This window comes from Collinsella sp. TF10-11AT (assembly GCF_003437565.1).
GTDB lineage: Bacteria > Actinomycetota > Coriobacteriia > Coriobacteriales > Coriobacteriaceae > Collinsella.
The window spans coordinates 25924-51228 of sequence record NZ_QSQW01000013.1 but is presented as its reverse complement, the minus strand read 5'-3'; the positions used below and the strand labels follow the sequence as shown (position 1 = coordinate 51228).

Annotated in this window: 24 protein-coding genes and 1 pseudogene; 9 read left to right on the top strand and 16 right to left on the bottom strand. The window is 58.2% G+C overall.

Annotated features, from left to right (window positions below; genetic code table 11):
* The first annotated feature begins 2 nt into the window (after positions 1 to 2).
* Together DXC99_RS08750 and DXC99_RS08745 are read left to right on the top strand one after the other, a co-directional pair.
* Positions 3 to 767 (top strand): amino acid ABC transporter ATP-binding protein, encoded by a 765-nt coding sequence (locus DXC99_RS08750; RefSeq protein ID WP_117629932.1) that lies wholly within the window; start codon positions 3 to 5, stop codon positions 765 to 767.
* An 87-nt stretch (positions 768 to 854) separates the two neighbouring features.
* A complete protein-coding gene (locus tag DXC99_RS08745) occupies positions 855 to 1664 on the top strand; it encodes a gamma-glutamyl-gamma-aminobutyrate hydrolase family protein (protein ID WP_117629931.1) in 810 nt (269 codons plus the stop codon).
* A 111-nt stretch (positions 1665 to 1775) separates the two neighbouring features.
* On the opposite strand, the gene DXC99_RS08740 is transcribed toward DXC99_RS08745, so the two are convergent.
* The 8 genes from DXC99_RS08740 to DXC99_RS08705 all read right to left on the bottom strand — a co-directional run bounded on the left by DXC99_RS08740 (position 1776) and on the right by DXC99_RS08705 (position 8703).
* Positions 1776 to 2594, bottom strand: a complete 819-nt coding sequence (locus DXC99_RS08740; protein ID WP_117629930.1) for a hypothetical protein — start codon at positions 2592 to 2594, stop codon at positions 1776 to 1778.
* The gene (locus tag DXC99_RS08735) at positions 2578 to 3402 is read right to left on the bottom strand and encodes a hypothetical protein (protein WP_117629929.1); all 825 of its coding nucleotides are present in this window, start codon (positions 3400 to 3402) and stop codon (positions 2578 to 2580) included. The genes DXC99_RS08740 and DXC99_RS08735 overlap by 17 nt, the downstream gene beginning before the upstream one ends.
* Positions 3399 to 4160 carry an ABC transporter ATP-binding protein gene (locus DXC99_RS08730; RefSeq protein WP_117629928.1) on the bottom strand — a complete coding sequence of 254 codons (762 nt, stop codon included), beginning with the start codon at positions 4158 to 4160 and terminating at the stop codon, positions 3399 to 3401. The genes DXC99_RS08735 and DXC99_RS08730 overlap by 4 nt, the downstream gene beginning before the upstream one ends.
* Before the next feature lie 144 nt (positions 4161 to 4304).
* Positions 4305 to 4634 (bottom strand): helix-turn-helix transcriptional regulator, encoded by a 330-nt coding sequence (locus DXC99_RS08725; RefSeq protein WP_089572320.1) that lies wholly within the window; start codon positions 4632 to 4634, stop codon positions 4305 to 4307.
* An 8-nt stretch (positions 4635 to 4642) separates the two neighbouring features.
* On the bottom strand, positions 4643 to 5203 hold the full coding sequence (locus DXC99_RS08720) for a hypothetical protein (RefSeq protein ID WP_117629927.1): 561 nt from the start codon (positions 5201 to 5203) through the stop codon (positions 4643 to 4645).
* A gap of 230 nt (positions 5204 to 5433) precedes the next feature.
* Entirely contained in the window at positions 5434 to 5790 is a 357-nt protein-coding gene (locus DXC99_RS08715) for an Hpt domain-containing protein (RefSeq protein WP_199408904.1), read from the bottom strand.
* A gap of 23 nt (positions 5791 to 5813) precedes the next feature.
* Positions 5814 to 7694, bottom strand: coding sequence for a diguanylate cyclase (locus DXC99_RS08710; RefSeq protein WP_117629926.1), 1881 nt, complete (start codon positions 7692 to 7694; stop codon positions 5814 to 5816).
* Positions 7695 to 7905: 211 nt separating this feature from the next.
* Positions 7906 to 8703, bottom strand: a complete 798-nt coding sequence (locus DXC99_RS08705) for an alpha/beta fold hydrolase (RefSeq protein ID WP_117584147.1) — start codon at positions 8701 to 8703, stop codon at positions 7906 to 7908.
* Positions 8704 to 8928: 225 nt separating this feature from the next.
* Between DXC99_RS08705 and DXC99_RS08700 the strand changes: the two genes are divergently transcribed.
* From DXC99_RS08700 to DXC99_RS08690, 3 genes are all read left to right on the top strand, one after another.
* A complete protein-coding gene (locus DXC99_RS08700) occupies positions 8929 to 9705 on the top strand; it encodes a radical SAM protein (RefSeq protein ID WP_117584148.1) in 777 nt (258 codons plus the stop codon).
* 160 nt (positions 9706 to 9865) lie between these two features.
* On the top strand, positions 9866 to 10753 hold the full coding sequence (gene map / locus DXC99_RS08695; RefSeq protein ID WP_117584149.1) for a type I methionyl aminopeptidase: 888 nt from the start codon (positions 9866 to 9868) through the stop codon (positions 10751 to 10753).
* A gap of 133 nt (positions 10754 to 10886) precedes the next feature.
* Positions 10887 to 11822: a D-2-hydroxyacid dehydrogenase gene (locus DXC99_RS08690; RefSeq protein ID WP_117584150.1), complete on the top strand. Its 936-nt coding sequence runs from the start codon at positions 10887 to 10889 to the stop codon at positions 11820 to 11822.
* 179 nt (positions 11823 to 12001) lie between these two features.
* On the opposite strand, the gene DXC99_RS08685 is transcribed toward DXC99_RS08690, so the two are convergent.
* From DXC99_RS08685 to DXC99_RS08675, 3 genes are all read right to left on the bottom strand, one after another.
* A complete protein-coding gene (locus DXC99_RS08685; RefSeq protein ID WP_117629925.1) occupies positions 12002 to 12493 on the bottom strand; it encodes a PIN domain-containing protein in 492 nt (163 codons plus the stop codon).
* Positions 12486 to 12866, bottom strand: a complete 381-nt coding sequence (locus DXC99_RS08680) for a translation repressor RelB (RefSeq protein WP_117584152.1) — start codon at positions 12864 to 12866, stop codon at positions 12486 to 12488. Before DXC99_RS08680 ends, DXC99_RS08685 begins: the two co-directional genes overlap by 8 nt.
* Before the next feature lie 215 nt (positions 12867 to 13081).
* Positions 13082 to 14467 (bottom strand): M18 family aminopeptidase, encoded by a 1386-nt coding sequence (locus tag DXC99_RS08675; RefSeq protein WP_233503855.1) that lies wholly within the window; start codon positions 14465 to 14467, stop codon positions 13082 to 13084.
* Positions 14468 to 14628: 161 nt separating this feature from the next.
* Between DXC99_RS08675 and DXC99_RS08670 the strand changes: the two genes are divergently transcribed.
* The 3 genes from DXC99_RS08670 to DXC99_RS08660 all read left to right on the top strand — a co-directional run bounded on the left by DXC99_RS08670 (position 14629) and on the right by DXC99_RS08660 (position 18306).
* Positions 14629 to 15714 carry a carcinine hydrolase/isopenicillin-N N-acyltransferase family protein gene (locus tag DXC99_RS08670; RefSeq protein WP_117584153.1) on the top strand — a complete coding sequence of 362 codons (1086 nt, stop codon included), beginning with the start codon at positions 14629 to 14631 and terminating at the stop codon, positions 15712 to 15714.
* A gap of 140 nt (positions 15715 to 15854) precedes the next feature.
* Positions 15855 to 16934, top strand: coding sequence for a 6-phosphofructokinase (locus DXC99_RS08665; RefSeq protein WP_117584154.1), 1080 nt, complete (start codon positions 15855 to 15857; stop codon positions 16932 to 16934).
* Between the two features lie 433 nt (positions 16935 to 17367).
* Positions 17368 to 18306 carry a helix-turn-helix domain-containing protein gene (locus DXC99_RS08660; protein WP_117563855.1) on the top strand — a complete coding sequence of 313 codons (939 nt, stop codon included), beginning with the start codon at positions 17368 to 17370 and terminating at the stop codon, positions 18304 to 18306.
* Between the two features lie 514 nt (positions 18307 to 18820).
* Here DXC99_RS08660 and DXC99_RS08655 read toward each other — a convergent pair.
* Together DXC99_RS08655 and DXC99_RS08650 are read right to left on the bottom strand one after the other, a co-directional pair.
* Entirely contained in the window at positions 18821 to 21586 is a 2766-nt protein-coding gene (locus DXC99_RS08655; protein ID WP_233505711.1) for an ABC transporter permease, read from the bottom strand.
* A gap of 5 nt (positions 21587 to 21591) precedes the next feature.
* Entirely contained in the window at positions 21592 to 22293 is a 702-nt protein-coding gene (locus tag DXC99_RS08650) for an ABC transporter ATP-binding protein (protein WP_117629924.1), read from the bottom strand.
* Positions 22294 to 22402: 109 nt separating this feature from the next.
* Here DXC99_RS08650 and DXC99_RS10635 point away from each other — a divergent pair.
* Positions 22403 to 22543: pseudogene (locus tag DXC99_RS10635) on the top strand (hypothetical protein); the annotation flags it as partial.
* Positions 22544 to 22705: 162 nt separating this feature from the next.
* Here the strand turns inward: DXC99_RS10635 and DXC99_RS08640 are convergent.
* The 3 genes from DXC99_RS08640 to DXC99_RS08630 all read right to left on the bottom strand — a co-directional run bounded on the left by DXC99_RS08640 (position 22706) and on the right by DXC99_RS08630 (position 24801).
* Positions 22706 to 23380, bottom strand: coding sequence for a TIGR00266 family protein (locus DXC99_RS08640; protein ID WP_117629922.1), 675 nt, complete (start codon positions 23378 to 23380; stop codon positions 22706 to 22708).
* Positions 23381 to 23528: 148 nt separating this feature from the next.
* Entirely contained in the window at positions 23529 to 24029 is a 501-nt protein-coding gene (locus DXC99_RS08635; protein WP_117629921.1) for an ATP-binding protein, read from the bottom strand.
* A 196-nt stretch (positions 24030 to 24225) separates the two neighbouring features.
* Positions 24226 to 24801: a methylated-DNA--[protein]-cysteine S-methyltransferase gene (locus DXC99_RS08630; protein WP_233505710.1), complete on the bottom strand. Its 576-nt coding sequence runs from the start codon at positions 24799 to 24801 to the stop codon at positions 24226 to 24228.
* Positions 24802 to 25305 lie beyond the last annotated feature (504 nt).

The following is a 25305-nucleotide window of genomic DNA, read 5'->3' as shown; positions in this document are numbered from 1 at the left end:
CCATGGCACAGAGCACCTCTTCCACCGGCAATCAGCCGCTGATCGAGCTCAGGCACGTCGATAAGCACTACGGCGACCTGCACGTTCTCAACGACATCAATCTCTCGGTCGACCGCGGCGAAGTCGTCGTGGTGATCGGCCCCTCGGGCTCGGGCAAGTCGACCATGTGCCGCACCATCAATCGCCTGGAAACCATCGACTCGGGCGAGATCCTCATCGAGGGCGAGCCCTTGCCGCAGGAAGGCAAAGACCTTGCCCGCATGCGTGCCGAGCTGGGCATGGTGTTCCAACAGTTCAACCTGTTTGCACATATGACGGTACTGCAGAACGTCATGCTGGGACCGGTCGATGTGCTGGGCGTGTCCAAGGAGGAGGCTCGTGAGCGCGCCATGGACCTGCTGAGCCGCGTGGGCGTGGCCGAGCAGGCCGACAAGGTACCCGCACAGCTTTCGGGCGGCCAGCAGCAGCGCGTGGCCATCGCCCGTTCTCTTGCCATGCAGCCCAAGGCCATGCTCTTCGATGAGCCCACGAGTGCCCTTGACCCCGAGATGATCAATGAGGTGCTCGAGGTCATGGTGCGCTTGGCGCAGCAGGGCATGACGATGATCGTGATTACGCACGAGATGAACTTTGCCCGCCGCGTAGCCGACCGTGTCGTGTTTATGGCCGATGGCCAGATTGTGGAAACCGGCACGCCCGACGGGTTCTTCGACCACCCCCAGACCAAGCGCGCCCAGGACTTCCTCAACTCCATTAAGGGCCACTAGCCAGCCACCCCGTGGGACAAATCCATTGAAAGTGTTGTCCTACGTCTCTCATGCGCCCTGTCACCTTTAGATTCGAAAGCAACACCTATGATCGGAACTCGCACTTCATCGTCCTACACCCCACATGTCGACGTCGCCCCCACCGACCGCCCACTCATCCTCGTCGCACCACGCTGGGAAGAGGCAAAGCCGTTTTTAAGCGAGATGCTCTCCCCCAATGAGGAAATCGCAAGCGTCTTTGTCGACGCCATTCTTGCCGCCGGCGGTCTGCCGCTGCAGATGTCCATTACTGAAGACGTCGACGTTATCCGTCATTACGTGGAAATCGCTGACGGTATCGCCATTCCCGGCGGCCCCGATGTCAATCCCAAACGTTGGGGCGATGATCGACCCTACGACCCCACCCTCTGCTGCGAGATCCGCGATAGTTTTGAGTTTAAGCTGGTCGACGAGGTACTCCGCGCCAAAAAGCCGCTCTTTACCACCTGCCGCGGCACGCAGCTGCTCAACGTCGCCACCGGCGGCACCCTGTGCATGGACGTGCCGAGCCTGGGCGCGCGCGAGGGCCGCACGCAGTGGCGCCATACCCACGTGCTCAACGATCCCGTGCACCCTGTCGAAGTCATGCCGGGCTCGCTGCTGGAGCGCGCGCTTGGCGGCCACAGACTGATCCAGACCAACTCAGCACATCACTGCTGCGTCGATCGTCTGGGTAAAAGCACGCGCTTGGTCGCCAAGGCAACCGACGGTATTCCCGAGTGCATCGAGGTCGAAGGCCAACCATTCTGTCTAGGCGTGCAATGGCATCCCGAGTACACGTGGAAGACGCTCGAAACCGACTTTAACCTGTGGAAGTCGTTTGTCGAGGCGGCGGCAAAGGTAAAGCAGGCCCGCTAGCTCGCGAACCACTCAGGTTAAAGCCTCCTAAGCCGGGGGGGGGCGGACACCAGCTACGGTGCCCGCCCCCCTGTATTTGATATGCTCGGTATGATTATCCCTCACAAACAATCAGAGAAATCTCGACCGCAATCGGTCGACAGTAAAGCAAATGATAAAAACGCTTGCTACGTTTATGAGGCAGTCAATTAAAATCGAGATGCATTGACCATTCCCCAACGGGGTCACGCCGCAAATCCACATGAGCATCGAGGCTGGAAGCGGAAGCATGGAATTGGCCCCGATCTGTATGTAGATCGCTACGACGTTGACAAGCAACAGCATGCCAATCGGACCGAAGCCGGACCCAAAATAGGAAACAACGATTACGCAAGAAACCACGTATGCAAGGCAGGCAGCGGCAGCAAGAACAAGTCGATAGCAAAATACATGCAGGTTGAAATACTGCTGAGCATCCGAAACGATTGCGCAGTTAAGACAGTACAAAACGACACTCGACAGGACAAACGCGCCCAAAAGGGCAAAAGAAGATAGCACCACTCGCGCAACGATAGCGCACACACGCTTCCCTCCCCGAGCCTCCGACAACCCCCACGGTTCCTCGACAAAGCCCGAACTGACAAAGCGCGGCACAATGCAAGCCGCGATGAACGGAAAGAACAATGCATGGGCCAACGGGGCTACGTTGAACAGCAGACCGCGAAAAACCTCTGCATTGCCAAATAGAAGGACATCCTCCGCCGATAGCCGAAGCGTCGGGTCTGGGAAAAAACCCAAGAAACTGTTCTCACGGAGGCTACAGAACCACATCGGGAAAGAATTAAGCTGCAATATCACCATGTACGCATAAATTACCAGGATTAAGGCGTACGCCCATTTGCTCACATGCTTCAATTCTGACTGGAGAAGTCTTTTAATCTGACGAGCCATTGAGCACACCCCCAGCGCGAAAGCTCAAGAGAGCGTAAATCAATACCGATAGACAGCTGGCTGCCACGCCATATCCCAGAAGCGTCAGCTGCCCCATATCGCTATACCCAAGGGCACATCCGACTCCAAGGTACGGCCCCGGAAGGAAGAAGATCCATCGCAAGGATGGTATAGGTGCCTGAAGGAAGGCTCCGTAGAGCGTCAAGCTCATGACAAATCCAACTATCACCACGGCCCCGCTCAATACAGCGCTGCCCGTTATCCGATAGATGGTCACCGTCTCCAGCGCAACCGATATCACCAATACGGCGTTGACTATCATTGCAGGCAAAAATACAGTTAGTATGTTGTGCGAGTAGTTATGCCCTCCACGTATTATGGCTATTGCAAAAAGAAGGAGGCAAAGCGCGCTATACGCTGCGCCAATTATTAAAGCAGACGAAAATGCATGGGCTAGAGCCCCATAAAAGCGGTTGAGACCTCTTGCCGAAGAAATTCGGTGCCCCTCTTTATAGCCATGCTCCTGTAAAAGCACCAAACAAACGATGAGTGGAACGAACAGGGATGTACCGGCAAAAGCGCTGCGCGCAAGGGACTCATCAGGCGCAGAAGGATCGATTGCATTCCAGAGGAAACCAATATCCTCCCCACAAACGCCATAGCCAAAGACGAGCAACGTTGTTCCGTTTTTTAGAAAGATGCCGAAGAGAAGGCCGAACGCCAACATAAGCGCAAGACCAAACTTCGCCGGAAATATCCTGTGCCAACGCATCATATCTGCCTTTATGGGATGGATCGCCCGCTTCATAGCGAGACCGCCTTCATCAAGCGCCTGTAATACTCTTTTAGGGATGGCGCCTCATCCCTTATGACGTCCATCGATTCCTTTTTTAGCAGTTCACCGTCATGAAGAAACAGGCAGCTTGTTGCAACCGATGCCAGCTCATCCAAGTCGTGGCTAGAGATAAGCATGGTTTTGCCCTGCTCCCGATTCAATCGACCGATAAGGGCCCATATACTCTCGATGCCCAACGGATCCAATCCATTTGCCGGCTCATCGAAAATTAGTACGTCGGTGTCGCCCAATAAAGCCGTAGCTATATCCAGTCGCCGTTTCATTCCCAGAGAAAAACTGCTCACGCTCTTTTTCTCATCGACGTCCAGCCCGACCAGGCCCAAGACGCGAGGAATCTCACGTTTCTCATCGAGCCCCCATTCCGCACATCGGATCCGAAGATTCTCAGCCGCACTGAGAGATTGGTATGCTCCGCAAGAATCTGGCACATAGCCGACACGCGTCCGCATCAGGCTCAGCTCTTTTTTCGACTTGCCTCCAAAGAGCTCCACGCTCCCCGACGATGGCTCACAGAGGCCCAGCACTATTTTAATAAGCGTGCTTTTGCCCGCCCCGTTTGCACCAACAAGGGCGCAAAGCTCAGACTGATCCACCTCGAAGGAAACGTCATGCAAAACGCGCCGTTTCCCGTAGCGCTTTGACACCCTTGATAGCCTTATCGTTGATGCGTTCATTGGCCTCCCGTTCCGCTTGATAGCAAAACCGCTCATATCGTTCCTTCTTTACTTTATCGTTTTCCATAGTTGTTATTGTTTTTCGATAACTCATATTTGTCAAGATAATCTAAAAGAAAGAACCCGTGTTAGACACGGGTCCCTTCACGCTGATATTTCGTTTTAGTTGTTCGCCTTAAGCTACTCGTCGCTCAAATCGACAGCAAAGACTGATGTCGGAAGCGACGCCTCGTTGCCTCCGCCGTCCCGCATCTGCCTCACAACGTTTTTTGCACGCTCGACAATAAGCTCCTCAAGCTCTTTCTCGCTCACGCGCTGAATAATATCTCCCGGTTGACAATCAAGCTCATCACAGATATCGAGGAGCGTCTTTAGGCGAATAGCTTTTATCTTTCCGTTTCTAAGCTTTGAAATATTAGCCGGAGTATGCCCCGTCGCTCGAATCAGATCAGCACTGGTCTTTCCGGTCTTAAGCAGCTGCGTCTCAAGCTCGATGATGAGATAGCTCATGTTTCCTCCTACACAAGCTCGTCAGACTGCTCTTGGAGCAGCGAGGCATAACTCCAGATCGCCGAGATAAACAAACAGACAACTGCGCCGATAAACGACCCCGCATCAAAGGTAGCGCCTTGGCAAATCTCAATAACGAAGGAATGAGGCACAATGTAAAGCTCCAGTCCGCCAATGGTGAGATTGACCGATCCACAGGCACCAACAAGCGAAACCGCGGCGTTAACAGCAAAGGCAAGCGCGAGAACACGGATAAGCCGCACATGCGCCTTGGTAAAGGGCGAGACGCCCCGAGAGATGTTATGGCTGATTCCGCACAAAACGACAAGCGAAACACCCACGACGAGTGCCAGGCACAGCCCGCTTGGGATAACGATGCTCCCGCCATCGAAAAGCGTCACGACACCGAAAGAATCGACAGAAACAACGTTTGCAACCGCATACCAGATCACGTAAACAACCAACGCGGCAAAAGCGACGAGCATCCCTGCAAAAACGGCTGCCATGCAAAAACCAAGCTTCCTGATATTTTCGCCCGCCTTGGCCATACGCTGAACGCTGTTGGACATACACTCACCCTCATCGACTCTATCGTTATTCGAACAGTTTATCGAACAACGATATGGATTGCATGCGGAAAGCCCCGCCAGTGCGCATGGGCCATTCACTAATCAGAAGGGGTGAGCGTGGATTTTTGGACATGTATCGAACGAGAGTGGACAATCTCCCACTTTGAGGCCGCCACCGGGCCTAAAACGGGAGATTATCAACTCTCATAGTCATCAAAGCTCGCGAGCTCTTACTCGGCCGCCTCGCGCAAGGCCGACATCGTTGCCGCATATTGCTGCTGCAGCGCATGCATTCCCTCGCGAGCGCCGTCAACGGCATCGGCGCCGCGCAGCGCTTCGGTCACCACAACCGCCGGCTCGTACAGATTATCGAATCCCAGGTTCTGGCTCACGCCCTTGAGCGTGTGCGCTGCCATAAACGCACCTTCGGCGTCTCCTGCCGCCATGGCGGCCTCCAGCTTGCCCATGCTCTCGTCATCCAAAAACTTGAGGGCAAAGCGGGCAAGCATCTCATCGCCCATCAGCCGAGCGCAAGCGTCATCATAATTGGCACCGATCTTCTCATACGCCTCACGCATGGAAATCATGGATTAAAACTCCTTTGGTCAAACTAAATCGTGGGAAACGCAACGACGTCGGCGGGGCGTGCCAACGTCTCGGCAATTTGGTCTTGCACCTCGAGCAGGCAATCGAGCAGCAGCGGGTTAAAGGTGCCGCACTTACCGTCCAGGATCATCTGGATCGCCTCCTTGTGCGGGATAGCGTCCTTGTACACACGCACGCTCGTCAGCGCATCGTACACGTCAGCCACCGAAACCACCTGCGCGGCGATGGGGATATCGTCGCCCTTGAGGCCATCGGGATAACCCTTGCCGTCCCAGCGCTCGTGATGCCAACGCGCAATCTGGTACGCATATTCCATAAGCGCATTGCCGGCGTGATGGCTACCCAGCTTAAGCAGCATATCGGCGCCGATCGTGGTATGCGTCTTCATGATCTCGAACTCCTCGGGCGTAAGGCGCCCGGGCTTGTTGAGGATCGCATCGTCAATCGACATCTTGCCGATATCGTGCAGCGCCGAAGCCAGGGCGATCGTAGAGCGTTCCTCATTGTCGAGGGAGACCGTGCCGCTACGCTGGACCAGACAGCCAAGCAGCAGCTCGGTCAGCTTCTCGATGTTCGTAACGTGTCTGCCGCTCTCGCCGTTGCGAAGCTCCATGACGCCGGCCATGATGTCGATGAGCATGCGACTGTTCTTGACGCGCTCGTTGTACTGCTGGGACAGCAGGTTCGTCAGGCGGCGCTGTTTGGCGTATAGGCGGATGGTGTTGCTTACACGGCGGCGCACGACACGGGAGTCAAACGGGCGGTTGATATAGTCCGAGGCGCCCAGCTCGTACGCGCGCAGAACCATATCATCGGAATCTTCGCTCGAGATCATGATGACAGGCAGATTGTCGATACCCGATCGGCGCGACAGATCGGCCAGTACCTCAAAGCCACTTATGCCCGGCATGATAATGTCCAGCAGCACGAGCGACAACTCATCGCCATAGCGGTCGACCATGTCGAGCGCCGCACGACCGTTATCGGCCTCGAGGATACAATACTCGTCCTTGAGCATCTCGTTGAGAATGACTCGGTTCATCTCGGAGTCATCGACAATAAGCACCAAAGGCTTTTCGCTTTGGAAGGCCTCGATGGAATCGGCATCGGTCACGACCGTACCGGCTTTTGCCTTAGCGCGGCTCAGTAACTGGGCAGCGCGGCCAACGCCCTCATCGACCGTCTCGCCATGAATGCGAACGCCACCAACACATGCCGTCAAGCTCACGTACTCATGGCCCGGAATAATCGTGGAACGAACGGCATCGGACACCTGATGCAGGCGACGGGTGAAGTCATCGGAGGGAATATTGGGCATGACAACCACAAACTTGTCGCAGCCATAGCGCACAAGCTCGTCAGTCGAACGGATTCCGCTGCGCATGGCTGTCGCCACAGCACCGAGCGCAAGGTCGCCGGCATGACGGCCACACGTATCGTTGAAGACCCTAAAATCATCAAGGTCGATCACCGCAACGCCGGCATTCACGCGGGTGCTACGGAGCTTTTCCTCGTAATATCGGCGATTGCGCACATTCGTCAGCACGTCGGTGTAGACAAGGTCCTCTTCTGCGGCCTCTTGCTCATCGATCGGACGCACCATCAGCAAGACGTGAGGCTCGCCCTCGACCTTCAAAGGGCGTAGACGGGCGCGGTACTCAGTGCCATCATTGAGCAGTTGCTCCGACACCTCATCGGAGTCTGCCAAAGCCTCAAGACTTGACTGACGCAGACAAGGACACCGATCACCGGCGAGCAGGCAGTTAGGCTCACTCTTAATCTGATCGGCCGACAGCAAACGCACCACGGGGTAGGTCTTCGCGACACGGGCGACCTCGGCGGCAGCCTCCTCGTCGGTTAGATTGACCTCGTGATTATTGAGCATATGGGGCCCTTTCGATAGTTTCGCATGGTAGCGGTGGGTTCCAAATGTTACAAGGGTAACACCTTGCCGATGCAGGTAAGCACGTGAATGCTGTTACATTTTTATGAGTTGGCAGGCGGCGCGATTGAAGCCGCAGACGTGAGGTTTTGAGCACATTTGTTAACACGGCCGAAACGTTTGCGAGTGAAGACTGTTTTGATTTTTACGGCTGCTAGAGCTCCAGGATGCTACGGACAGTCTGGGCAGCCGCTGCCGGGCGATCGCGCAGGCCGTTGTGCGCGCCCGGGATTGTCACGAGGGGGCAATCGAGATATTCGGCAGCCGCTCGCGTACCAGCCTCGCGGGATGTGCCAATCGAGAGCTCGCCCAGGAGCACGGCGGCCACCGTTTTTGACGCGCGAACGCTATCCCAATCGGGAACGCAGGTCATAGCAATCCCGTATTCGTTTGCCATGAAACTGCGGCCGTTGCGCAGGGCATGTTTGGCTTCCGCTTCGGTCGTTCCAGGAGCCTCGGGGTCCAAGTCGCCGAGGGCTCCCAAGAAAAGCCGGAGCGCCCTTGAAACCTTTCCCGCCGCAATCATATCGAGCAAAACCGGAGCTGCGCCCATACCGACGCCTTTGTCCGACACAGCCGGCTCATGCAGAATCGCACGGGCAACGAGATGGGGTTCGGTGCGAAGAAGCTCCAGCGCCACCAACGTACCGGCGCTATGCGCAAGCACATTTGCCGGAGCGCCAACGTGTTCGATCACGGCTTGCAGGTCGGCGGCCTGAGCGGCAAGATCATAGCTGCCGTCTGCCGCATCGCTGCTGCCACCGCAGCCGCGGCGGTCGTAGGCAATTACGCGGTAGTTGCGGCTGAGCTCACAAGCGATACCGTCAAAAAATGTGCCGTCGACACAAGCGCCGTGCACGCACACCAAGGCAGGAGCATCAGGCGACACATCCGGGCCGACATATTCGCGACAGGCGATCGTGGTGCCCGCATTCTCGACCGTAAAATCCATGTTGTGCCCCCGTCATCAATGCTCATCCAGTTGCACGTCAGTGCGGTTGGATAGACCCGCATTGCCTTACACCTTGTTAACAGATTAACTTTACCCGACCCGAGGCTTTTCATGGCACGGCATCATGAGCGACGTGAAAAAACGAAACTTGTAAAGCAAGAGCCCACACCTTGCTTTGGAGCCGATGCTATGCTTAGGCACAATTGTCTTGAGGAGCATATGCCTATGTCTACGTTTTTGAATGCCAGCCCCATCTTTGGGCCCGTTCGCAGCCGTCGCCTTGGTCTCTCGCTCGGCGTCAACATGATGCCGGCCAGCGGCAAAATCTGCACGTTCGACTGCATCTACTGCGAGAACGGCCTCAACGCCGAGCGCCCCTGCCATGAGCCGTATAACACGGCTGCCGTGGTACTCGAAGCGCTCGAGGCAAAGCTGCGCGAGATGGCAGCCGAGGGCGAGCTCCCCGATGTAATCACCTTCGCAGGCAACGGCGAGCCCACCGCCGCACCGGAGTTTCCACGGGCCATCGCCGGCGCCGTCGCACTGCGCGACGAGCTTGCCCCAAACTCCAAGATCGCCGTGCTCTCCAACGGCACACGCGCCGACCGCCCCGAGGTGCACGACGCGCTCATGATGGTCGACGACAACATTCTTAAGCTCGATACCGTCGACCCGGCGTTTATCCAGCTGCTCGACCAGCCTGTTGGCCCCTACAACGTCGAACACCAGATCGAGACGTTCGCAAGCTTTGACGGTCACGTTATTATCCAGACGATCTTTTTGACCGGCGAGTATCAGGGCAAGCTCATCGACAATACCGGCGAGGAGTATGTTGCCCCCTGGCTCGCGGCGCTTGAGCGCATTCGTCCGCAGGAGGCGACCATCTACACGGTCGCGCGCGAGACACCAGTCGCCGGCCTTGCCAAAGCAGCGCCCGAGGTGCTCGACGCCATTGCCGCGCGCGTGCGCGCCCTCGGTATTCCCTGCCAGGTGAGCTACTAGCAAAACCACGCAGCAGCTAGTGCCCGCCATCCCGCCCCATCAGTTGCGGTGATATAGTTCCTATTTGTGCTGTTAAACCGCTTAAATCGGAACTATATCACCGCAACTTTTATGGCCGCGTGGGTGGGCTATACTAGCTGCGAATGAAAGGAAGTTAGCCATGTATGACAAAGGACCCGTGCCCGGCCGCAACGACGCTTGCTGGTGCGGCAGCGGCAAGAAATACAAGAAATGCCATAGCGCCTTTGATGAGCGCCTCGAGCGCTTGTGGGAAGAAGGCTGGGAGGTTCTGCCTCGCACGCTCTACAAGACTCCCGCCGATATCGAGGGCATCAAGCGCTCGGCAGCCATCAACGTGGGCGTGCTCGATTATGTGGGCGAGCATATCGCCGCAGGCATGACCACCAACCAGATCGACCAGATGATCTACGACTACACCGTCGAGCACGGTGGCACGCCGGCCGACCTCAACTACGAGGGCTACCCCAAGAGCGTGTGCACCTCGATCAATGATGTGGTCTGCCACGGCATTCCCTGCGATACGGACGTGCTGCACGAGGGCGACATCATCAACGTAGACTGCTCCACGATCTTGGACGGTTACTTTAGTGATTCGAGCCGCATGTTCTGCATCGGCGAGGTCTCGGCCGAGCGCCAGCGCCTGGTCGACGTCACCCGTGCCAGCGTGGAGGCGGGTCTGGCAGCCGTCAAGCCATGGCTACCGCTCTCCGTTATGGCCGAGGCAGTACAAAAGACCGTCGAGGACGCCGGCTTTAGCGTGGTGCGCGAGTACGGCGGACACGGCATCGGTAAGGAGTTCCACGAGGACCCGTTTGTGGGCTTTACCACCGAGGCGCCCGATGTGGACACCATCATGGTGCCGGGCATGGTCTTTACCATCGAGCCCATGGTCAACGCCGGAGCGCCCGACATCAAGATCAGCAAGGGCGACGGCTGGTGCGTGCGCACCAAGGACGGCAGCGATTCGGCCCAGTGCGAGGTACAGCTCGTGGTGACCGAGGACGGCTACGAGCTGCTGAGCTGGTAGCCGTGGATGCGCCGGGCTTCACGATGGATATGTTAACCATCGCGAAGCCCGGCGTTTTTATAGCGTTTTGCCTGATAAAACCCGCCAAAATAAACCTGTCCCTTTTTGGCGGGTCAAGCGGAAAGGACTACTTGTGAACATCTTGGTTTTGCTGCCCGTCAACGACCACCATCGCGCAATTCTTGAGTCGAGCGCTCCGGGCGAGGACTTTATCTACACGAGCGCCGACGCTATCACGCGCGAACAAGTCGCCAACGCCGACGTGATCTTGGGCAACATCGACTCTGACATGCTCACGGCATGCGAGCATCTCCAGCTGCTGCAATTGCAGACCGCCGGCTATGACGACTACCTTGCCGCCGGCACCGTGCCAGCCGACGCCAAACTGTCTTGCTCGGTGGGCGCCTACGGCCAGGCCGTGAGCGAGCACATGTTTGCCATGGTCCTTTCCATGATGAAGCGCCTGCCCGGCTATCACGACTTGCAGCGCGAACATCGCTGGGAGGATTTGGGGCCAGTTACCTCGCTCAAAAACGCCAACGTGCTGGTGCTGGGCGCGGGCGATATCGGCGGTCACTTTGCCACGCTCTGCCGCGGCATGGGCGCGCACGTCCGCGGCATCAAGCGCCATCCACTCGTCTACCCCATTGTGTTTGAGGACATGGACGGCATGGACGCCCTACCTGAGCGCCTGGCAGAGGCCGACATCGTCGCATCCTTTATGCCGAGCACGCCCGAGACCCGCGGTCTGGCGAACGCCGAGTTCTTTGCCGCGATGAAACCAGGTGCCTTCTTTGCCAACGGCGGCCGCGGCGACCTTGTGGTCACCGATGACTTGGTTGCCGTTCTGGAGTCGGGACATCTCGCCGGCGCCGCGGTCGACGTCACCGACCCCGAACCGCTGCCCGCGACAAGCCCCCTGTGGGATGCGCCCAACATGCTCATCACGCCGCACGTCTCCGGCTGGTTCCACCTGGCAGCCACGCTCAACAACGTCGTCGACATCGCCGCGGAGAATCTGCGTCACCTGCAGGCCGGCGAGACCCTGCGCTGCTGGATCGAACACTAATTGTTCCGGCGTTTTGCCAAACGCCGGAACCCCTCGACGCTGCGAGCCCGCCAGAGCGGCAATCTGACGTTCAATCGTCGGGCATGGCCAAAAGGCCTATGCCCTCCTCTTTCACGTCACCTTGCTCACTCTGGCGGGCTCTCGCTGACGTTTGCTCAACCTGCAGGGTCTTCAAATTGCTAGAGCGTTGCTAAGTAATTCTTTGCGTCTTCTACGCTCATTGCTGCAACGGGTGCGTGTGAACAGAGTTTGACATCGTTGGTGACCAGTAGATCTGCTTGAGCGCGTATCGCTGCCGCAATGATTAAATCGTCTTCGTAATCGCTATGGAGCTCACGCTGTCTGCTCGCCATCCAGATGTCGCTCAGGTCACAGGGCACTGGCGTGGCAAGCTGCGACAGCACGCTAAGACAATCCCATGCAAGCGAAGTCGCTACCGTAGCGGCATACTGGGAAAGCGAACCGTGCTCTCGCCGATACCATGCCTTATGTTCGCTTGAAATCAAATAAAACAGGTCTTTGGACGATGTCGCCGCATACAGCAAATCAACCTGCGCCGTGCATGCATCGCGTAAAAACTCAATCGCCACCGAACGACCACGTCGTGAGGGAATGAAGTAATCGAGCCACACGTTGGTGTCAACCAAGATGCGCTTTGGAGTCTCACTCATAGAGCCAGCTCATCTCCTCGCCATAGCGATCCGCATAGGCATTCCGTTTGAGCTCTTCGTCGTCCGATGGCTGAGCCTTGACCATATCGATTCCCGACTCACAGCAAGCGGCAGCGAACAGCTTCGACCCCTGATCCATAAGCTCGAGCTTACGTTTGGCGGCCTTTTCGCGCTCGCGCTGTTCCGCCCGGGCACGACTGGGCAGCAGGATATCCTCGAGCGCACCGGGGCGATCGGCCAGCGATGCTGCAAGCTGCCAGAGCGCTCGCACCGCTTGGCTCGGCGTCATACCGGCCTTGGAGAGAGCGGCGTCCCCACTCCTTTTAAGATCGGCATCGAGACGTACGTTGATCTGAGCGGCTGTTGTGGTCATGACCCCTCCTTAATACTTCAAAATATCATAAAGCTCTATGGTAGATACGTAAAGCATGTATAGCATTTATAAGCATTAGCCGTACTCTGTACACAAAAAGCCGCCGAGGCGCACTGCACCTCGGCGGCCACGTATCGCAGATCTAGTTCGGTTTCACCCTTTGCATTCGCCCAGATAAAACCTGCCAAAATAAACCTGTCCCTTTTTGGCAGGTTTTAGAGCTCCACTCTTTCGGCGCCGTTGATGGTCAGGTCACGCTCGTAGAAGGCGGTGAGGGCGCGGATGGCGTACATTACGTCGCGCACGCCGCCGGTCTCGTAGCTCGAGTGCATGGCAAGCTGCGGCAGGCCCACGTCCACGGCATGCATGCTCGCCTGCATATTGGACAGATTGCCCAGGGTAGAACCGCCGGCCATATCGCTCTTGTTGGCAAAGGCCTGCGTGGGCACGTCGGCGTCATCGCAAATGGCCTGGAACACCGCGCGGCTAAAGGCGTCGGTGCAGTAGTGCTGGTTGGCGGCCTCCTTGATGACGATGCCGCCGTTAAGCACAACCTGGTTGCGGGCGTCGCACTTCTCGGCGTGGTTGGGGTGCACGGCATGCGCGTTGTCGCAGCTCACGAGCATCGAAGCGGCAAGTGCGCGGTGGTACGACTCGTCATCGAAGCCCAGCGACCCGTTGATGCGGCGCAGCGCGTCGGCCAAGAACGTCGACATGGCGCCCTGCTTGGTCTCGGAGCCAACCTCCTCGTTATCAAAGCAGCAAAAGACCGAAACGTCGTGCGCATTCTCGGCACCCAAAAATGCCTGCAGCGAGGTGTAGGCGCAGGCCAGGTCGTCGAGCTTGGGCGTCGAGATAAACTCGTCGGCCCAGCCCCAAATGCGTGCATCCTGACGATTGACCAGGAACAGGTCGCGACCCAAAATTTGCTCGGGCTCAACGTCCAGTTCGTCGGCGATCAGGGCGTCAAAATCTCCCTGCTTAAGGTCGCCGGCGCTGATGAGCGGGCACAGGTCGACAGCTCGGTTGGGCGCAAAGCCCTCGTTAACGCCACGATTCATATGGATGGCAAGGCTCGGGATAATGGCAACTTCGCGCTCGGTAGCGAGCAAGCGGCTCTCGATACGGTCGCCCTCGCGCACCAGCACGCGGCCCGCAAGTGCCAGCGGGCGATCGAACCAGGTGTAGTCGATCATGCCGCCGTAGGCCTCGGTGTTCAGGCGCAGCGTCTCGCCCGCGCCGTCGAGCTCGGGCACGGCCTTAACCTTAAACGTCGGCGAATCGCTGTGTGACGCCGTGAGTTGAAAATGATAGTCGCCGGCAACGCCGTCCTCGCCCCACGTAGCGGCCAGGTCTTCGCCCACCTTAAAGGCAACGACGCTCGAGGTGTTGCGCTGCGTGTAATAACGCCCGCCCGGCTCGATGTCCCACGCTGCGTTCTCGGGCAGGTAGGTAAAGCCCGCCTCGTCGAGTTCGGCCATAATGGTCGCTGCCGTATGGAACATGCTGGGGCATGCCTCGATAAAGTCGATAAGGTCGTTGGAGGCCTCGATATCGTCGGCCGTCACGTGCACGCGCTCGATCGTTTCCTGATCCGTCATGCTCTCCCCTTTCGCTGGGTTGATGGTCCCCTCCAGCATACCCCGCCACGCCAGCGCCGCACTCTTCATTCCGTGCTTAATTCCGCGCCGCTCACCAAGTTGAGCCATCATGTCCGCGCTCCTTTTGCGACAATTGCGCTAACAGGACGAGAGGAGCCGTCATGAAGCCACGTAACATTGCCATCGCCTGCGGTGTCGCGGGTGTCGCCGTCGGCCTTGCCGCTGCCACCGGTATCGTTTATCACAAGCAAATCAAGTCCGCCGCGTCGCTCAAACGCTTGACCGGCTACGCGGATGGCTATGACCTGTACGCAATCGACATCGCCTACGACTACGATCTTGATCGCATCATCGCCGCCGGCGTACGCGACGACCAGGCCTACATCGATGCCGTGGTGGCGCAGGTGCTGCCCGGTGTGCCGGCACATGTCCAGGCGCCCCAGTTTGCCTGCAGCGCTTTTGTCGCCGTAGATGCCGAAGGCCGCGTGCGTACCGGTCGCAATTACGACTTTAAGGACGACACCTCGGCGCTGCTGGTGCGCAATCACCCACGCGGCGGCTATGCCTCCATCGGGTTTGCCGCCCTTAACAACCTGGGCGATAACACTCCGCTTGACTCCGTCGCCGGACGCGCCGCCGCACTCATGGGCCCGTTTGCCCAGCTCGACGGCGTCAACGAATGTGGCGTGTCCATTGCCGTGCTCACCCTGGATTCCAAACCCTGTGACCAGGACACGCAGCGCCCCGTCATCAATACCTCGCTCGCCATCCGTCTGGTGCTCGACCGTGCCGCCACCACGCAAGAAGCTGTCGACCTGCTTTCCGCCTACGACATGCACGCCATGGCAGGACGCGATTACCACTTCTTTATAAACGACGCCGCCGGTGACGCGCGCGTAGTAGAGTGGGATCCGCGCGATCCGGACCGCGCTTTCAAAGCGACTCCTGTAACCCAGGTTACGAACTTCTACGCCTGCTATGGCGACGAAGTGCTGCCTAACCAAAAGAATGGCGAGCTAGGCCATGGTAAAGAGCGCGCCGCCGCAATCGCCGATGTCCTCGACGCCCATACCGGCGCCCAAGACGAGGCAGTCGCTTGGAAGGCCCTACGCGCTGCAGCGCAAGAGCCCAATCCGGAAGACATCACCAGCAACACGCAGTGGTCGGTCGTCTTTGACAACACCGAGCCTGCTGCCGCCATCACGCTGCGCCGCCACTGGGGCGACATCGACGCATTCGCACTGTAAGGAGCCAGGCCCGTCGACTTTACGCTCGCCTGGCGTTGTTTACATTTCTATACGCTTGAGCTAACACGTTTTACCCCCGTATCAACAGTGTGCGGGGGTAAACTTATGCGCATGTTATAACTTGCCCGGAAGGATTCATCATGCTTAGGATCGGTCTTCTTACCAGTGGCGGCGACTGTCAAGCGCTCAACGCCACCATGCGCGGCATTGTCAAAACGCTTATGACCAATAGCGAAGAGCCTATTGAGATCTATGGTTTTGAGGACGGCTACCAGGGCCTTATCTACAGCAGGTTCCGCGTCATGACGCCCGCCGATTTTAGCGGCATCCTCACCCGCGGCGGCACCATCCTGGGCACGAGCCGCACGCCGTTCAAGCGCCTGGACATTCCCGAGGCCGACGGCGTCGAGAAGGTGCCCGCAATGGTCCACACCTATCATAAGCTGCAGCTCGACTGCCTGTTTATGCTGGGCGGTAACGGCTCCACCAAGACCGCCAACCGCCTGCGCGAAGAGGGCCTCAACGTTATCGCCCTGCCCAAGACCATCGATAACGACACCTGGGGCACCGAGCTGACGTTTGGCTTTACGAGCGCCATCGACGTCGCCACCAAGTGCATCGACGACATCCACACCACTGCCTCGAGTCACGGCCGCGTGTTTGTCATCGAGATCATGGGCCACAAGGTCGGTTGGATTCCGCTGTATGCCGGCGTCGCGGGCGGCGCGGACGTCATCCTGATTCCCGAGATCCCCTACGACATGGATAACGTCATCAAGACCATCGAGCATCGCATGGAGACCGGCAGCCGCTTTACCATCGTAGCCGTCGCCGAGGGCGCCATCTCCAAGGAGGACGCGGCACTGTCCAAGAAGGAGTACAAGAAGAAGCTCGCCGAGCGCACGAGCCCGTCAATCGTGTACGACATCGCCAAGGAGATCGAGGCCAAGACCGGTCGCGAGACCCGCGTCGCCATCCCCGGTCACACGCAGCGCGGCGGCCAGCCCGACGCCCAGGACCGCATCTTTGCGACCCAGTGCGGCGTCGAGGCAGCGCTTGGCTGCCTACGCGGCGAGTTTGGCTACATGATTGCCCTGCGTGACGGCAAGATGTGCCACATGCCGCTCGAGGAGGTCGCCGGCAAGCTCAAGTTTGTCGACCCCCAGAGCGATCTGGTACGCGAGGCCAAGGCGTTGGGCATCAGCTTCGGCGACGAATAGCCTCGGCTGGAATCCACCCCATCGGGCCCTCCGACCCCGCCCGACGTATTTCGATTTGGCTCCTCCCTTGACTCCGTCAAAGGTCGCCAATCGAAATCGTCGGGCGGGGTCGGAGGGTCCTGCGTTTACATACTCGCCGGGGCTATTCGTCTTCTTGCTGCGGGTGCCTGGGCTGGAATTGAGTTGCGGTGAAATAGTTCCTGCTTAGTCCACAAATGGCTGAATCCAAAAACTATTCCACCGCAACTTACTGAGTGGGGGCTCTTGGCTGCTACTTGCACTGACATTTGTCCTGAAATGGCTGGTCGTTAGGGATTGCTACCGGTAGTTGCGGTAGGGTTGGGGCAGATTCTAACTAGAAATGGTGGTCGCTACCGGTTGTTCTCGGCATACTCGGCTCATTCGATTCGACCATCAAACGAAAGGAACCACCATGGATCTTGCGATGGCGCAGCGGCTCGTTGATCGCCGCAAGGCTGCCGGGCTTTCTCAGGAGGCGCTTGCCGCCCAGCTGGGTGTGAGTCGTCAGGCTGTCAGTAAATGGGAGCGCAGCGAATCCTCGCCCGATACCGATAACCTTATTGCGCTCGCCGCGCTGTATGGCGTGTCGCTGGATGAGCTGCTGTATGGGGAGGCGGTGGCTAGCGCTGATGACTCACAGGCTGATGATGAGGCGCAGAACAGCAACGCCGGCACCAAAGCTTCAGATAAGGCTGAAGAGGCTGAGGCTTCTACTGAGCACGCTGATTGCAGCGATAAGCCACTTGTCGATATTTCCCTCGCGCGCGGTATCCACGTCATTGATCCCAATAAAGGCGAGGAAGTCCATGTTGGTTGGAGCGGCATCCATGTGACCAACGAGCGCAAGGGCGAAGAGGTGCATGTGGGGCCGGACGGCGTGCATATCGATACGCTTGAGGACGATGGACATAGCGTACGCACCAATGACGACGGCACCGTCACCATCGACGGCGAGACGTTTTCCAGCTGGAAGGAAGCACACGACAAGCTCGACCATCATGGCAAGCATTTCCACACCAAGGTCGGACGTGCATGGAACAAATTCCCCTTCCCCGCACTTGTCACTCTCGCCTATCTGGTGCTCGGCATTGTCTACGGCACATGGGGCATGGGGCTTTTCCTCGTCTTTCTGGTTCCCGTCTACTACGCGATTGGTGACTTCATCGATCGGCGCCACCTGTCTAAGCTGATCGAGGCCATCTACCCGGCAGCCGCCATCGCTTGGTTCCTCTACATGTGGCTCTGTTTGGGACAGCCCCATCCTGCATGGATCATCCTCATCACGATTCCCGTCATAAAGGCGCTCATGCGCTGGTGCCGCAAACAATGGAAGCACCGCAAACAGGCCTAACACGCTCCGACCCACCAGCACCCAACCGCCCCCGCCCTTCTCCTAAGTTGCGGTGAGATAGGGACTGTTTTGAAGCTCCAAAGCGCCAAACAGTCCGTATATCACCGCAACTTACAAACAACTGGGTCAGTTCCGGCACGGAGATTAGCATTGAGCTGACCGCGCGCCAAGAAAAGGGCCTATTTACTACGTTTAACTCGAGAGGGCCGACCATACCCGCCTTTTCCGAAAACTGGCAAGCCATCTACCTGCGGTTTTAATTTCATAATCTTTGTCACGGTCGAGGGTGTGGTAGCAAACGTAGTAGATAGGCCCATTTTGTGGCATACGACCCATACAAGCCCAATCTCGAAGGCCAAAGAGAGTCTCTCATCCACGCCTGCGAGCGAAAACCAAATAGAATGAAAGGCAAATGGAAAGCCCGTTTGACGGGGCAAACGCCGGGCCACCTAATGGTTGTCCGGCGTTTGCCCCGATAAAACCTGCCAAAATAAACCTGTCCCTTTTTGGCAGGCTACTCGGCGCTCTTGAGGGCGCCGACCATGTCGATCTTATTGAGGGTGCGATTGGTAGCGAGGTTGACGATGATCGTAAAGCCGAAGGAAAGCACCACGGCAAGCACGTAGCTCAGCGGCTCGACTTCGACGTCAAAGTACAATGACGGCATCTGCAAGATGTACGTAAAGCTCTCGGCCAGCGCACCACCCAGCGGTACGCCCAGCGCGGCGCCAATCGCCGTGAGGATCAGCGTCTCCTTGTTAACGTAGTGGTGTACCTCACCACGACGGAAGCCCAGCACCTTGATAGTCGCCAGCTCGCGTTCGCGCTCCGAGATGTTGGTGTTAGACAACGTGAATACCACCACAAACGACAGGCACGCCGCCATAAAGGTCACAAGCACCACGACCGAATTGATAATCGTAAAGTTTGCCTCATAGTTTTCCCAATGCTCGGCGGTACTCGACAGCGTAATCCAACCATCGCTCTTAAGACGGTTGGTAAACGCAATCTGATCGGCCGACGAACCCTTAAGCAGCGCAAGGATGCCGTTGAGGCGCGCGCTTCGACCGAATGCGCGCTCATAGGTGCTCTGCGTCATGTAAAGCGTGTTGCCCAGATAGTTGAGCGAAATGTCGCTGACCTTGACCTTGGCAACATTGAGCGACGAATCCTGGACGTGTGCCGTATCGCCCGGCTTGATCCCCAGCACCAGCTGAGAGCTCTTGCTCAAATACACATCTCCGCCACGCAGGGCGAGCAGTTCTTTGGACTCGTCCTCGAGACACACGTAGTCGTCCAGGTCGTTCGCGCGGTCATCGGGCACCACGATCAGTTGCACGGTCTCGCTCTTGCCGCCAAATGTAAAGGTGACGTTGTCGGTCATAATCGGCAGCGTCGAAGTCACGGTCACGTCGGAATCCTTGGCTGCGCTTCGCTCGTCGAGCGCCGCGCACGTCTGCGAAAAATCGTCGGGATTGGCGACCGCCAGCAGGTCGTAGCGCGTGATATGCCCGTACTGCTTGGGCGAAAGCGCCACCGACGTATCGCGGATGCCCATACCGCAGATCACGAGCGCCGTGCAGCCAGCGATACCGAAGATGGTCATAAAGGCGCGCTTTTTGTAGCGGAACAGGTTGCGTGCAGCGACCTTGTTCAAAAAGCCCATGCGGTGCCAGATAAAGCCAATGCGCTCGAGCAGAATGCGCGAGCCGGCGCGCGGAGCCTTGGGGCGCATGAGCGAGGCAGGGGTCTCGGCCATCTCGTGGCGGCAGGCGATAATCGTGGCTCCCACCACGCCCACGGCAAACAGCGCCACCGAAACGATCGAGGACACGATGTCGTACGAAAGCAGCATCTGGGGCAGCGAGTACATGTCGTCGAACACCGTAAACAAGAACAGCGGCAGACCCACAAATCCGATGATATTGCCGAGCACGCCACCGATCAGACACGCCCACAGCGAGTAGTCCACATATTTGGACAGGATGCGCCCGCGTGAATAGCCGAGCGCCTTGTACAGGCCAATAAGCGTGCGCTCCTCCTCGACCATGCGGGTGGCGGTGGTGAGACTGATAAGCACGGCGACGATAAAGAAGATGAACGGGAACACCGTGGCGATGGCCTCGATCGAAGAACTATCGCTCTCGACGCTCGAGTAGCTTGCGATATTGCCGCGGTCCTGGATGTACCAGGTGCATTCGCCCAGGTCAGAGAGCTCGGCGCGGGCATCGGCAAACTGCTGGTCGGCGGCGGCACGGCGCTGGTCCAGGTCGGCTTGCGCCTGCGCACGCTCGTCGCTGCCCTCGGCCATGCGATTGATGTTGTCCTGCTCGATCCCAAAGACCATATTCGCCTGACGCTCAGCTGCGTCCAAGCTCGCCGGTGTGTCGACCGTCAGCTCCTGGGCGCGCGCCTTCTCACGCTCCTCGCGGATCTTCTCGATATTGCCCTTGACCTCATTGATCTTTGCCGAGTAGGCATCCGAATAGGAGTTGAGGCTCTTGGCTCCCTCGACGACCACGTGGACAGCGGAGTAGGAAGAAGATGTCGCGGCATCCTCGCTCACGTAGAACTTGTAGTCCGCAGTCGAAGCAGCGCGAAAGGCGTTGACTGTCGAGTCGGAGCTCACGTCGGTAGGATCGAGAACCTCGGCCGTGATGGTGTAGTCCCCATCGGCAAACTGGTCCTTGGCGCTTTGGTTCGACGAGCTCGCATCGTTGGCGGCAAAGCTCACCGTATCGCCGATTTTCTTGCCCGAAGCCTTCAAAAAACGTGAGGTCACTGCCACTTCGCCCGAAGTCTCGGGCAGCTCGCCGCGCACTAGCACCGGTTGGTCAATATTCTCTTTGGAGAGGCTCTGTACGACGACACGCTCGCGCGTCGTACCCACGGCGGTATAGGCGGTCTCGGTATAGATGCCCTCGGCCGTCTCGACGCCATCGACCTCTTGGATCGCGGCAATATCGTCACCGGTCAGACCATAGGTCGACTGCACGTTGATGTCATAGACATTCTGCTGGTCAAAATAGGCGTCGACCGAATCACACAGGTCCTCGCAGCCCGCCTTAAGGCCGCACATCACGCTCACGCCAAGCGCGGTGATCACAACGATAGACAAGAAGCGTTTGAGGCTGCCGCGAATCGTGCGGTAGATGCCACGGCGAAAAACCGTCGGCACCATATCGTTTGAGCTTTGGGCGGTACGGTAGGTCGTAAAATCCTGCTCGCGCTCCGTGTTCTGCGCGTCGCGGCGTTGACTGTTTTGGCGGTCCTGATTCATGGGCGCTACCACTCGATCGTCTCGATAGGCACAGGATTTTGCTGGATCGTCTCGCTCTCCACGCGGCCGCTCTTAAAGCGGATCAGGCGATCGGCCATGGGCGCCAGCGCAGAGTTGTGGGTGATGATGATGACCGTAATGCCTTGCTTGCGGCAAGTGTCCTGTAGCAGCTGCAAGATCTGCTTGCCGGTTTTGTAGTCGAGTGCACCCGTAGGCTCGTCGCACAAAAGCAGCTTGGGGTTCTTAGCCAGCGCGCGGGCGATGGATACGCGCTGCTGCTCGCCGCCCGAAAGCTGCGCCGGAAAGTTAGCGAGGCGGTCGCCCAGGCCAACCTGGCGAAGCGTTTGCTCGGCATCGAGCGAATCGGGGCAGATCTGCGCCGCGAGTTCGACGTTCTCAAGCGCCGTCAGGTTAGGGACCAGATTGTAGAACTGAAAGACAAAGCCAACATCGGCGCGACGGTATTCCACAAGCTGAGCCTCGTTGGCAGAGCTCACGTCACGCCCGTCCACCGTCACGGTGCCAGAAGTTGCTGTGTCCATGCCGCCCAGAATGTTGAGAGCCGTGGTCTTGCCGGCACCCGAAGCACCCAAAATGATGGCGAGCTCGCCGCGCTCGACCGTAAAGCTCGCGCCGTCGAGCGCGTGGATGCGGGCATCGCCCTCGCCGTATGCCTTGATGACGTCTTTGAATTCGATATAGGCCATCGATTAATTCCCATCTGGTCGGATAACTCTTTAGTATTACCCATTTCGCACCGACCAAAAAGGGACAGGTTTATTTTGGCAGGTTTTATAAGGGGAAACGTACCTCTTTGGGGGCAGCGCGGGACGCGCAGGGGCGGCCGTGCAGATCGGCACAGCCGTCTCACGTGGAATCGACCGACGCCCGCCTTTCCGTGACACCGGCAACTCGTTTTTGCTTGTTGGCATGGCCGCCATTATGACTTGGGACTGAGCACTCAAATTCTCACTCCTCATTGCCACGCTTGCCGCAAGCTATCAGGGTGACGAGATGACGACGCTCGCTGTAGCAGCGCAGCCACACTCTATAAGCGAGGCGTTTGCCAGCAAAAAAGCGCGCGACAGGGTAAGCCCGCCGCGCGCTATCCTATGCGGACTAGTTATTGTTGTTGGTCATCGAGGCCACTGCTGCCGCAAGATTGGAAATGGGCATCGTCTGCAACCAGATGCGACCGGGACCGGTGAGCACGGTGTTGAACACGCCCTCGCCACCAAACATGATGTTTTTGACGCCCTTGACCATTTGAGCGTCGATGCTCACGGTCTCCTCAAAGCCGGCCACGTTGCCGGTATCCACAATCATCTGCTGGCCAGCAGCGAGCTCGTACTCAACCAGGTCGCCGTCGATCTCGGCAAAAGCAACACCCGAGCCCGTGAGCTTCTGCATGATAAAGCCCTCGCCGCCAAAGACGCCGGCCTTTGCCTTCTTGTTAAAGTGAATGCTCAACTCGACGCCACTTTCCGCGGCAAGGAACGAACGCTTCTGCAAAATCCAGCTCTTGCCCGGACCGATCTCGATTGGCACGATGCGGCCGGGGAAGCAGGAGCCAAACGCGATCATGCCATCGCCACGCGCGGTCCAAATGTTTTGGAACAATGCCTCACCCGAAAAAGCCTTGGAGAACATCTTGCCGATGCCACCGCCCGAGGTAGACATTTCCATGTTGGGGGTCATCCAAGCCATGGCGCCGCTTTCGGTGATCATGGATTCGCCATCGCTAAGGTTGCACGTAACAACCGGGAAAGCCCCTCCGCCGATCTCGTACTGCATGACCGTCTCCTTTCCACTCAGGAGCCGAATAACGATGCCTATATTTTAGCAGGTAGAGATGCATATGTTCACACCGCCCATGCCCTCTCCTGCGGACGTTTCCCCAGATAAAACCTGCCAAAATAAACCTGTTCCTTTTTGGCAGGTTTTAAAGGCAAACGGTGAAGGTGATCTGGTTGCCGTGACCGGATACGGTGGCGGCGCCTCCATGGGCCTCGGCGATGGCACGCACCACGGACAGGCCCACGCCCGAGCCACCCGTCTTGGAGCTGCGCGACGCATCCGCACGATAGAAGCGATCGAACAATCGGTCCAGGTCGCCCTCGGGCAGCTCGTCCACGGCGTTCGATACGACAAGCTCGGCGGCGCCCTTGCCTTTGCCGTGCGAAACGGCGCACAGGCTCAGCTCAATCACGCTGCCCTCGCTCGCATAGCGCGTGGCGTTGTCCAGTAGCAACTCAACCACCTGCGCCACCGCCGCGGCATCGGCATGGGTCCGCACGCCGGTCGCAATCGACGTCGACAGGCGTTTACCGCCTGAGACCGCCACCGACTTAAACGGCGCCGCCGTCTTGTTCACCGCCTCCGAAAGATCGATCGACGCCATGGTAAAGCCCGCCGAGCCCTCGTCCATGCGTGCCAAGAACACCAAGCGCTCCGTGAGCGCCGATAATAGCGCACCCGCACTCGCCTTAGTGCTGCCTTAGCAGGTCGATGAGCATATTTAAAAAAGCAAGGTTATAGCTTAGTCGGACTTAAGGAACGGGCGGCTTCACATCTCGCCCTGCAAACAACGCCCGTACAGCGAGCGCGCTTGCCGCATGGGCGTTGCGGCCGCCTGCAGCTTATAGATAGGCACCCTCGAGGCGCAGCAGCCACTCCTTGCGATCCAGTCCACCGGCGTATCCGTTGAGCGATCCGTCGGCCGCGACCACGCGATGGCACGGCACGATAATCGAAATAGGGTTGCGAGCGACCGCAGCCCCCACCGCGCGAGGAGATACAACGGGCGCTTCATTTCCCGGCACACGATGTCGAGCCGCAACACGCTGGGCGATCTCGCCATACGTAGCGACCTCGCCACGCGGGATCGAAAGCAGCTCAAACCAAACCTCACGCTGAAACGCCGTGCCGATCATATGCAACGGCGGCGTAAACCGAGGTTCCTGCCCTGCAAAATAAGCATTCAGCCAAGCCCAGGAACGCTCAAGCACCGAAGAGGCCGCACCATTTGCCGGACTCACCGACGACATGCCACCAGTACCGGAAACCGCATCGACGCCTTCAACATGTTCGGAGTCTTCACGGAGAAGCGTGGAGCCAAAGTGCTCCTGCCCCTCAAACCAAAGCCCCGTCAGACCGCGGCCATCAGCGGCAAGCAGGATTTCGCCCAAAGGCGAAGCAAACGTCGTCGTGACCACCAGCGGCTCCTTTCAAAACTCCGCAACATAATACCGCGAATTGTGCAGACAACCCCCGCAGATACGTCCGGGCGGGCTCGCAATTACTTCAGCGAGGCTGTTTTTCCCAATCAAGCGAAGAAGACGCGGGGCTTCGACGCCAGGGCGGTACCCCCGCCAGCTGAGCTCTAATACTTTTCCCGAGAAGTGAACGAGTAAAAACGAAGTCCCGGAGCATCCACACCTTTAGACCGCAAAACCGCAGGATTCGCGCTGCAAAACCGCAGGAAATAGCGGTCAAAATATGCCAATGCTTCGGGGGTCCAAATAAGGTCCTTCACTTCTCGGGAAAGTATTAGACCTCAATTCGCACCAAGCCCAAAGTCACCCCAAGCAGCAGGCGCGAAGCGCCGCCGCTGCCGCCACGGCCCCGCAGTAGACCCAGGCGGCAGGCGCGAAGCGCCGAGGCCGCCGCCGGGACTAGGCCCCGCAACAACCACGTGCTCCCATATCAGCCCAGCGGCC

What these genes read in the sequence shown, in the direction of transcription:
- DXC99_RS08750 (WP_117629932.1), top strand. Translation starts at nt 3, where the DNA reads ATGGCACAGAGCACCTCTTCCACCGGCAATCAGCCGCTGATCGAGCTC.
- DXC99_RS08745 (WP_117629931.1), top strand. Translation starts at nt 855, where the DNA reads ATGATCGGAACTCGCACTTCATCGTCCTACACCCCACATGTCGACGTC.
- DXC99_RS08740 (WP_117629930.1), bottom strand. Translation starts at nt 2,594, where the DNA reads ATGGCTCGTCAGATTAAAAGACTTCTCCAGTCAGAATTGAAGCATGTG.
- DXC99_RS08735 (WP_117629929.1), bottom strand. Translation starts at nt 3,402, where the DNA reads ATGAAGCGGGCGATCCATCCCATAAAGGCAGATATGATGCGTTGGCAC.
- DXC99_RS08730 (WP_117629928.1), bottom strand. Translation starts at nt 4,160, where the DNA reads ATGAGCGGTTTTGCTATCAAGCGGAACGGGAGGCCAATGAACGCATCA.
- DXC99_RS08725 (WP_089572320.1), bottom strand. Translation starts at nt 4,634, where the DNA reads ATGAGCTATCTCATCATCGAGCTTGAGACGCAGCTGCTTAAGACCGGA.
- DXC99_RS08720 (WP_117629927.1), bottom strand. Translation starts at nt 5,203, where the DNA reads ATGTCCAACAGCGTTCAGCGTATGGCCAAGGCGGGCGAAAATATCAGG.
- DXC99_RS08715 (WP_199408904.1), bottom strand. Translation starts at nt 5,790, where the DNA reads ATGATTTCCATGCGTGAGGCGTATGAGAAGATCGGTGCCAATTATGAT.
- DXC99_RS08710 (WP_117629926.1), bottom strand. Translation starts at nt 7,694, where the DNA reads ATGCTCAATAATCACGAGGTCAATCTAACCGACGAGGAGGCTGCCGCC.
- DXC99_RS08705 (WP_117584147.1), bottom strand. Translation starts at nt 8,703, where the DNA reads ATGGATTTTACGGTCGAGAATGCGGGCACCACGATCGCCTGTCGCGAA.
- DXC99_RS08700 (WP_117584148.1), top strand. Translation starts at nt 8,929, where the DNA reads ATGTCTACGTTTTTGAATGCCAGCCCCATCTTTGGGCCCGTTCGCAGC.
- map (WP_117584149.1), top strand. Translation starts at nt 9,866, where the DNA reads ATGTATGACAAAGGACCCGTGCCCGGCCGCAACGACGCTTGCTGGTGC.
- DXC99_RS08685 (WP_117629925.1), bottom strand. Translation starts at nt 12,493, where the DNA reads ATGAGTGAGACTCCAAAGCGCATCTTGGTTGACACCAACGTGTGGCTC.
- DXC99_RS08680 (WP_117584152.1), bottom strand. Translation starts at nt 12,866, where the DNA reads ATGACCACAACAGCCGCTCAGATCAACGTACGTCTCGATGCCGATCTT.
- DXC99_RS08675 (WP_233503855.1), bottom strand. Translation starts at nt 14,467, where the DNA reads ATGACGGATCAGGAAACGATCGAGCGCGTGCACGTGACGGCCGACGAT.
- DXC99_RS08670 (WP_117584153.1), top strand. Translation starts at nt 14,629, where the DNA reads ATGAAGCCACGTAACATTGCCATCGCCTGCGGTGTCGCGGGTGTCGCC.
- DXC99_RS08665 (WP_117584154.1), top strand. Translation starts at nt 15,855, where the DNA reads ATGCTTAGGATCGGTCTTCTTACCAGTGGCGGCGACTGTCAAGCGCTC.
- DXC99_RS08660 (WP_117563855.1), top strand. Translation starts at nt 17,368, where the DNA reads ATGGATCTTGCGATGGCGCAGCGGCTCGTTGATCGCCGCAAGGCTGCC.
- DXC99_RS08655 (WP_233505711.1), bottom strand. Translation starts at nt 21,586, where the DNA reads ATGAATCAGGACCGCCAAAACAGTCAACGCCGCGACGCGCAGAACACG.
- DXC99_RS08650 (WP_117629924.1), bottom strand. Translation starts at nt 22,293, where the DNA reads ATGGCCTATATCGAATTCAAAGACGTCATCAAGGCATACGGCGAGGGC.
- DXC99_RS08640 (WP_117629922.1), bottom strand. Translation starts at nt 23,380, where the DNA reads ATGCAGTACGAGATCGGCGGAGGGGCTTTCCCGGTTGTTACGTGCAAC.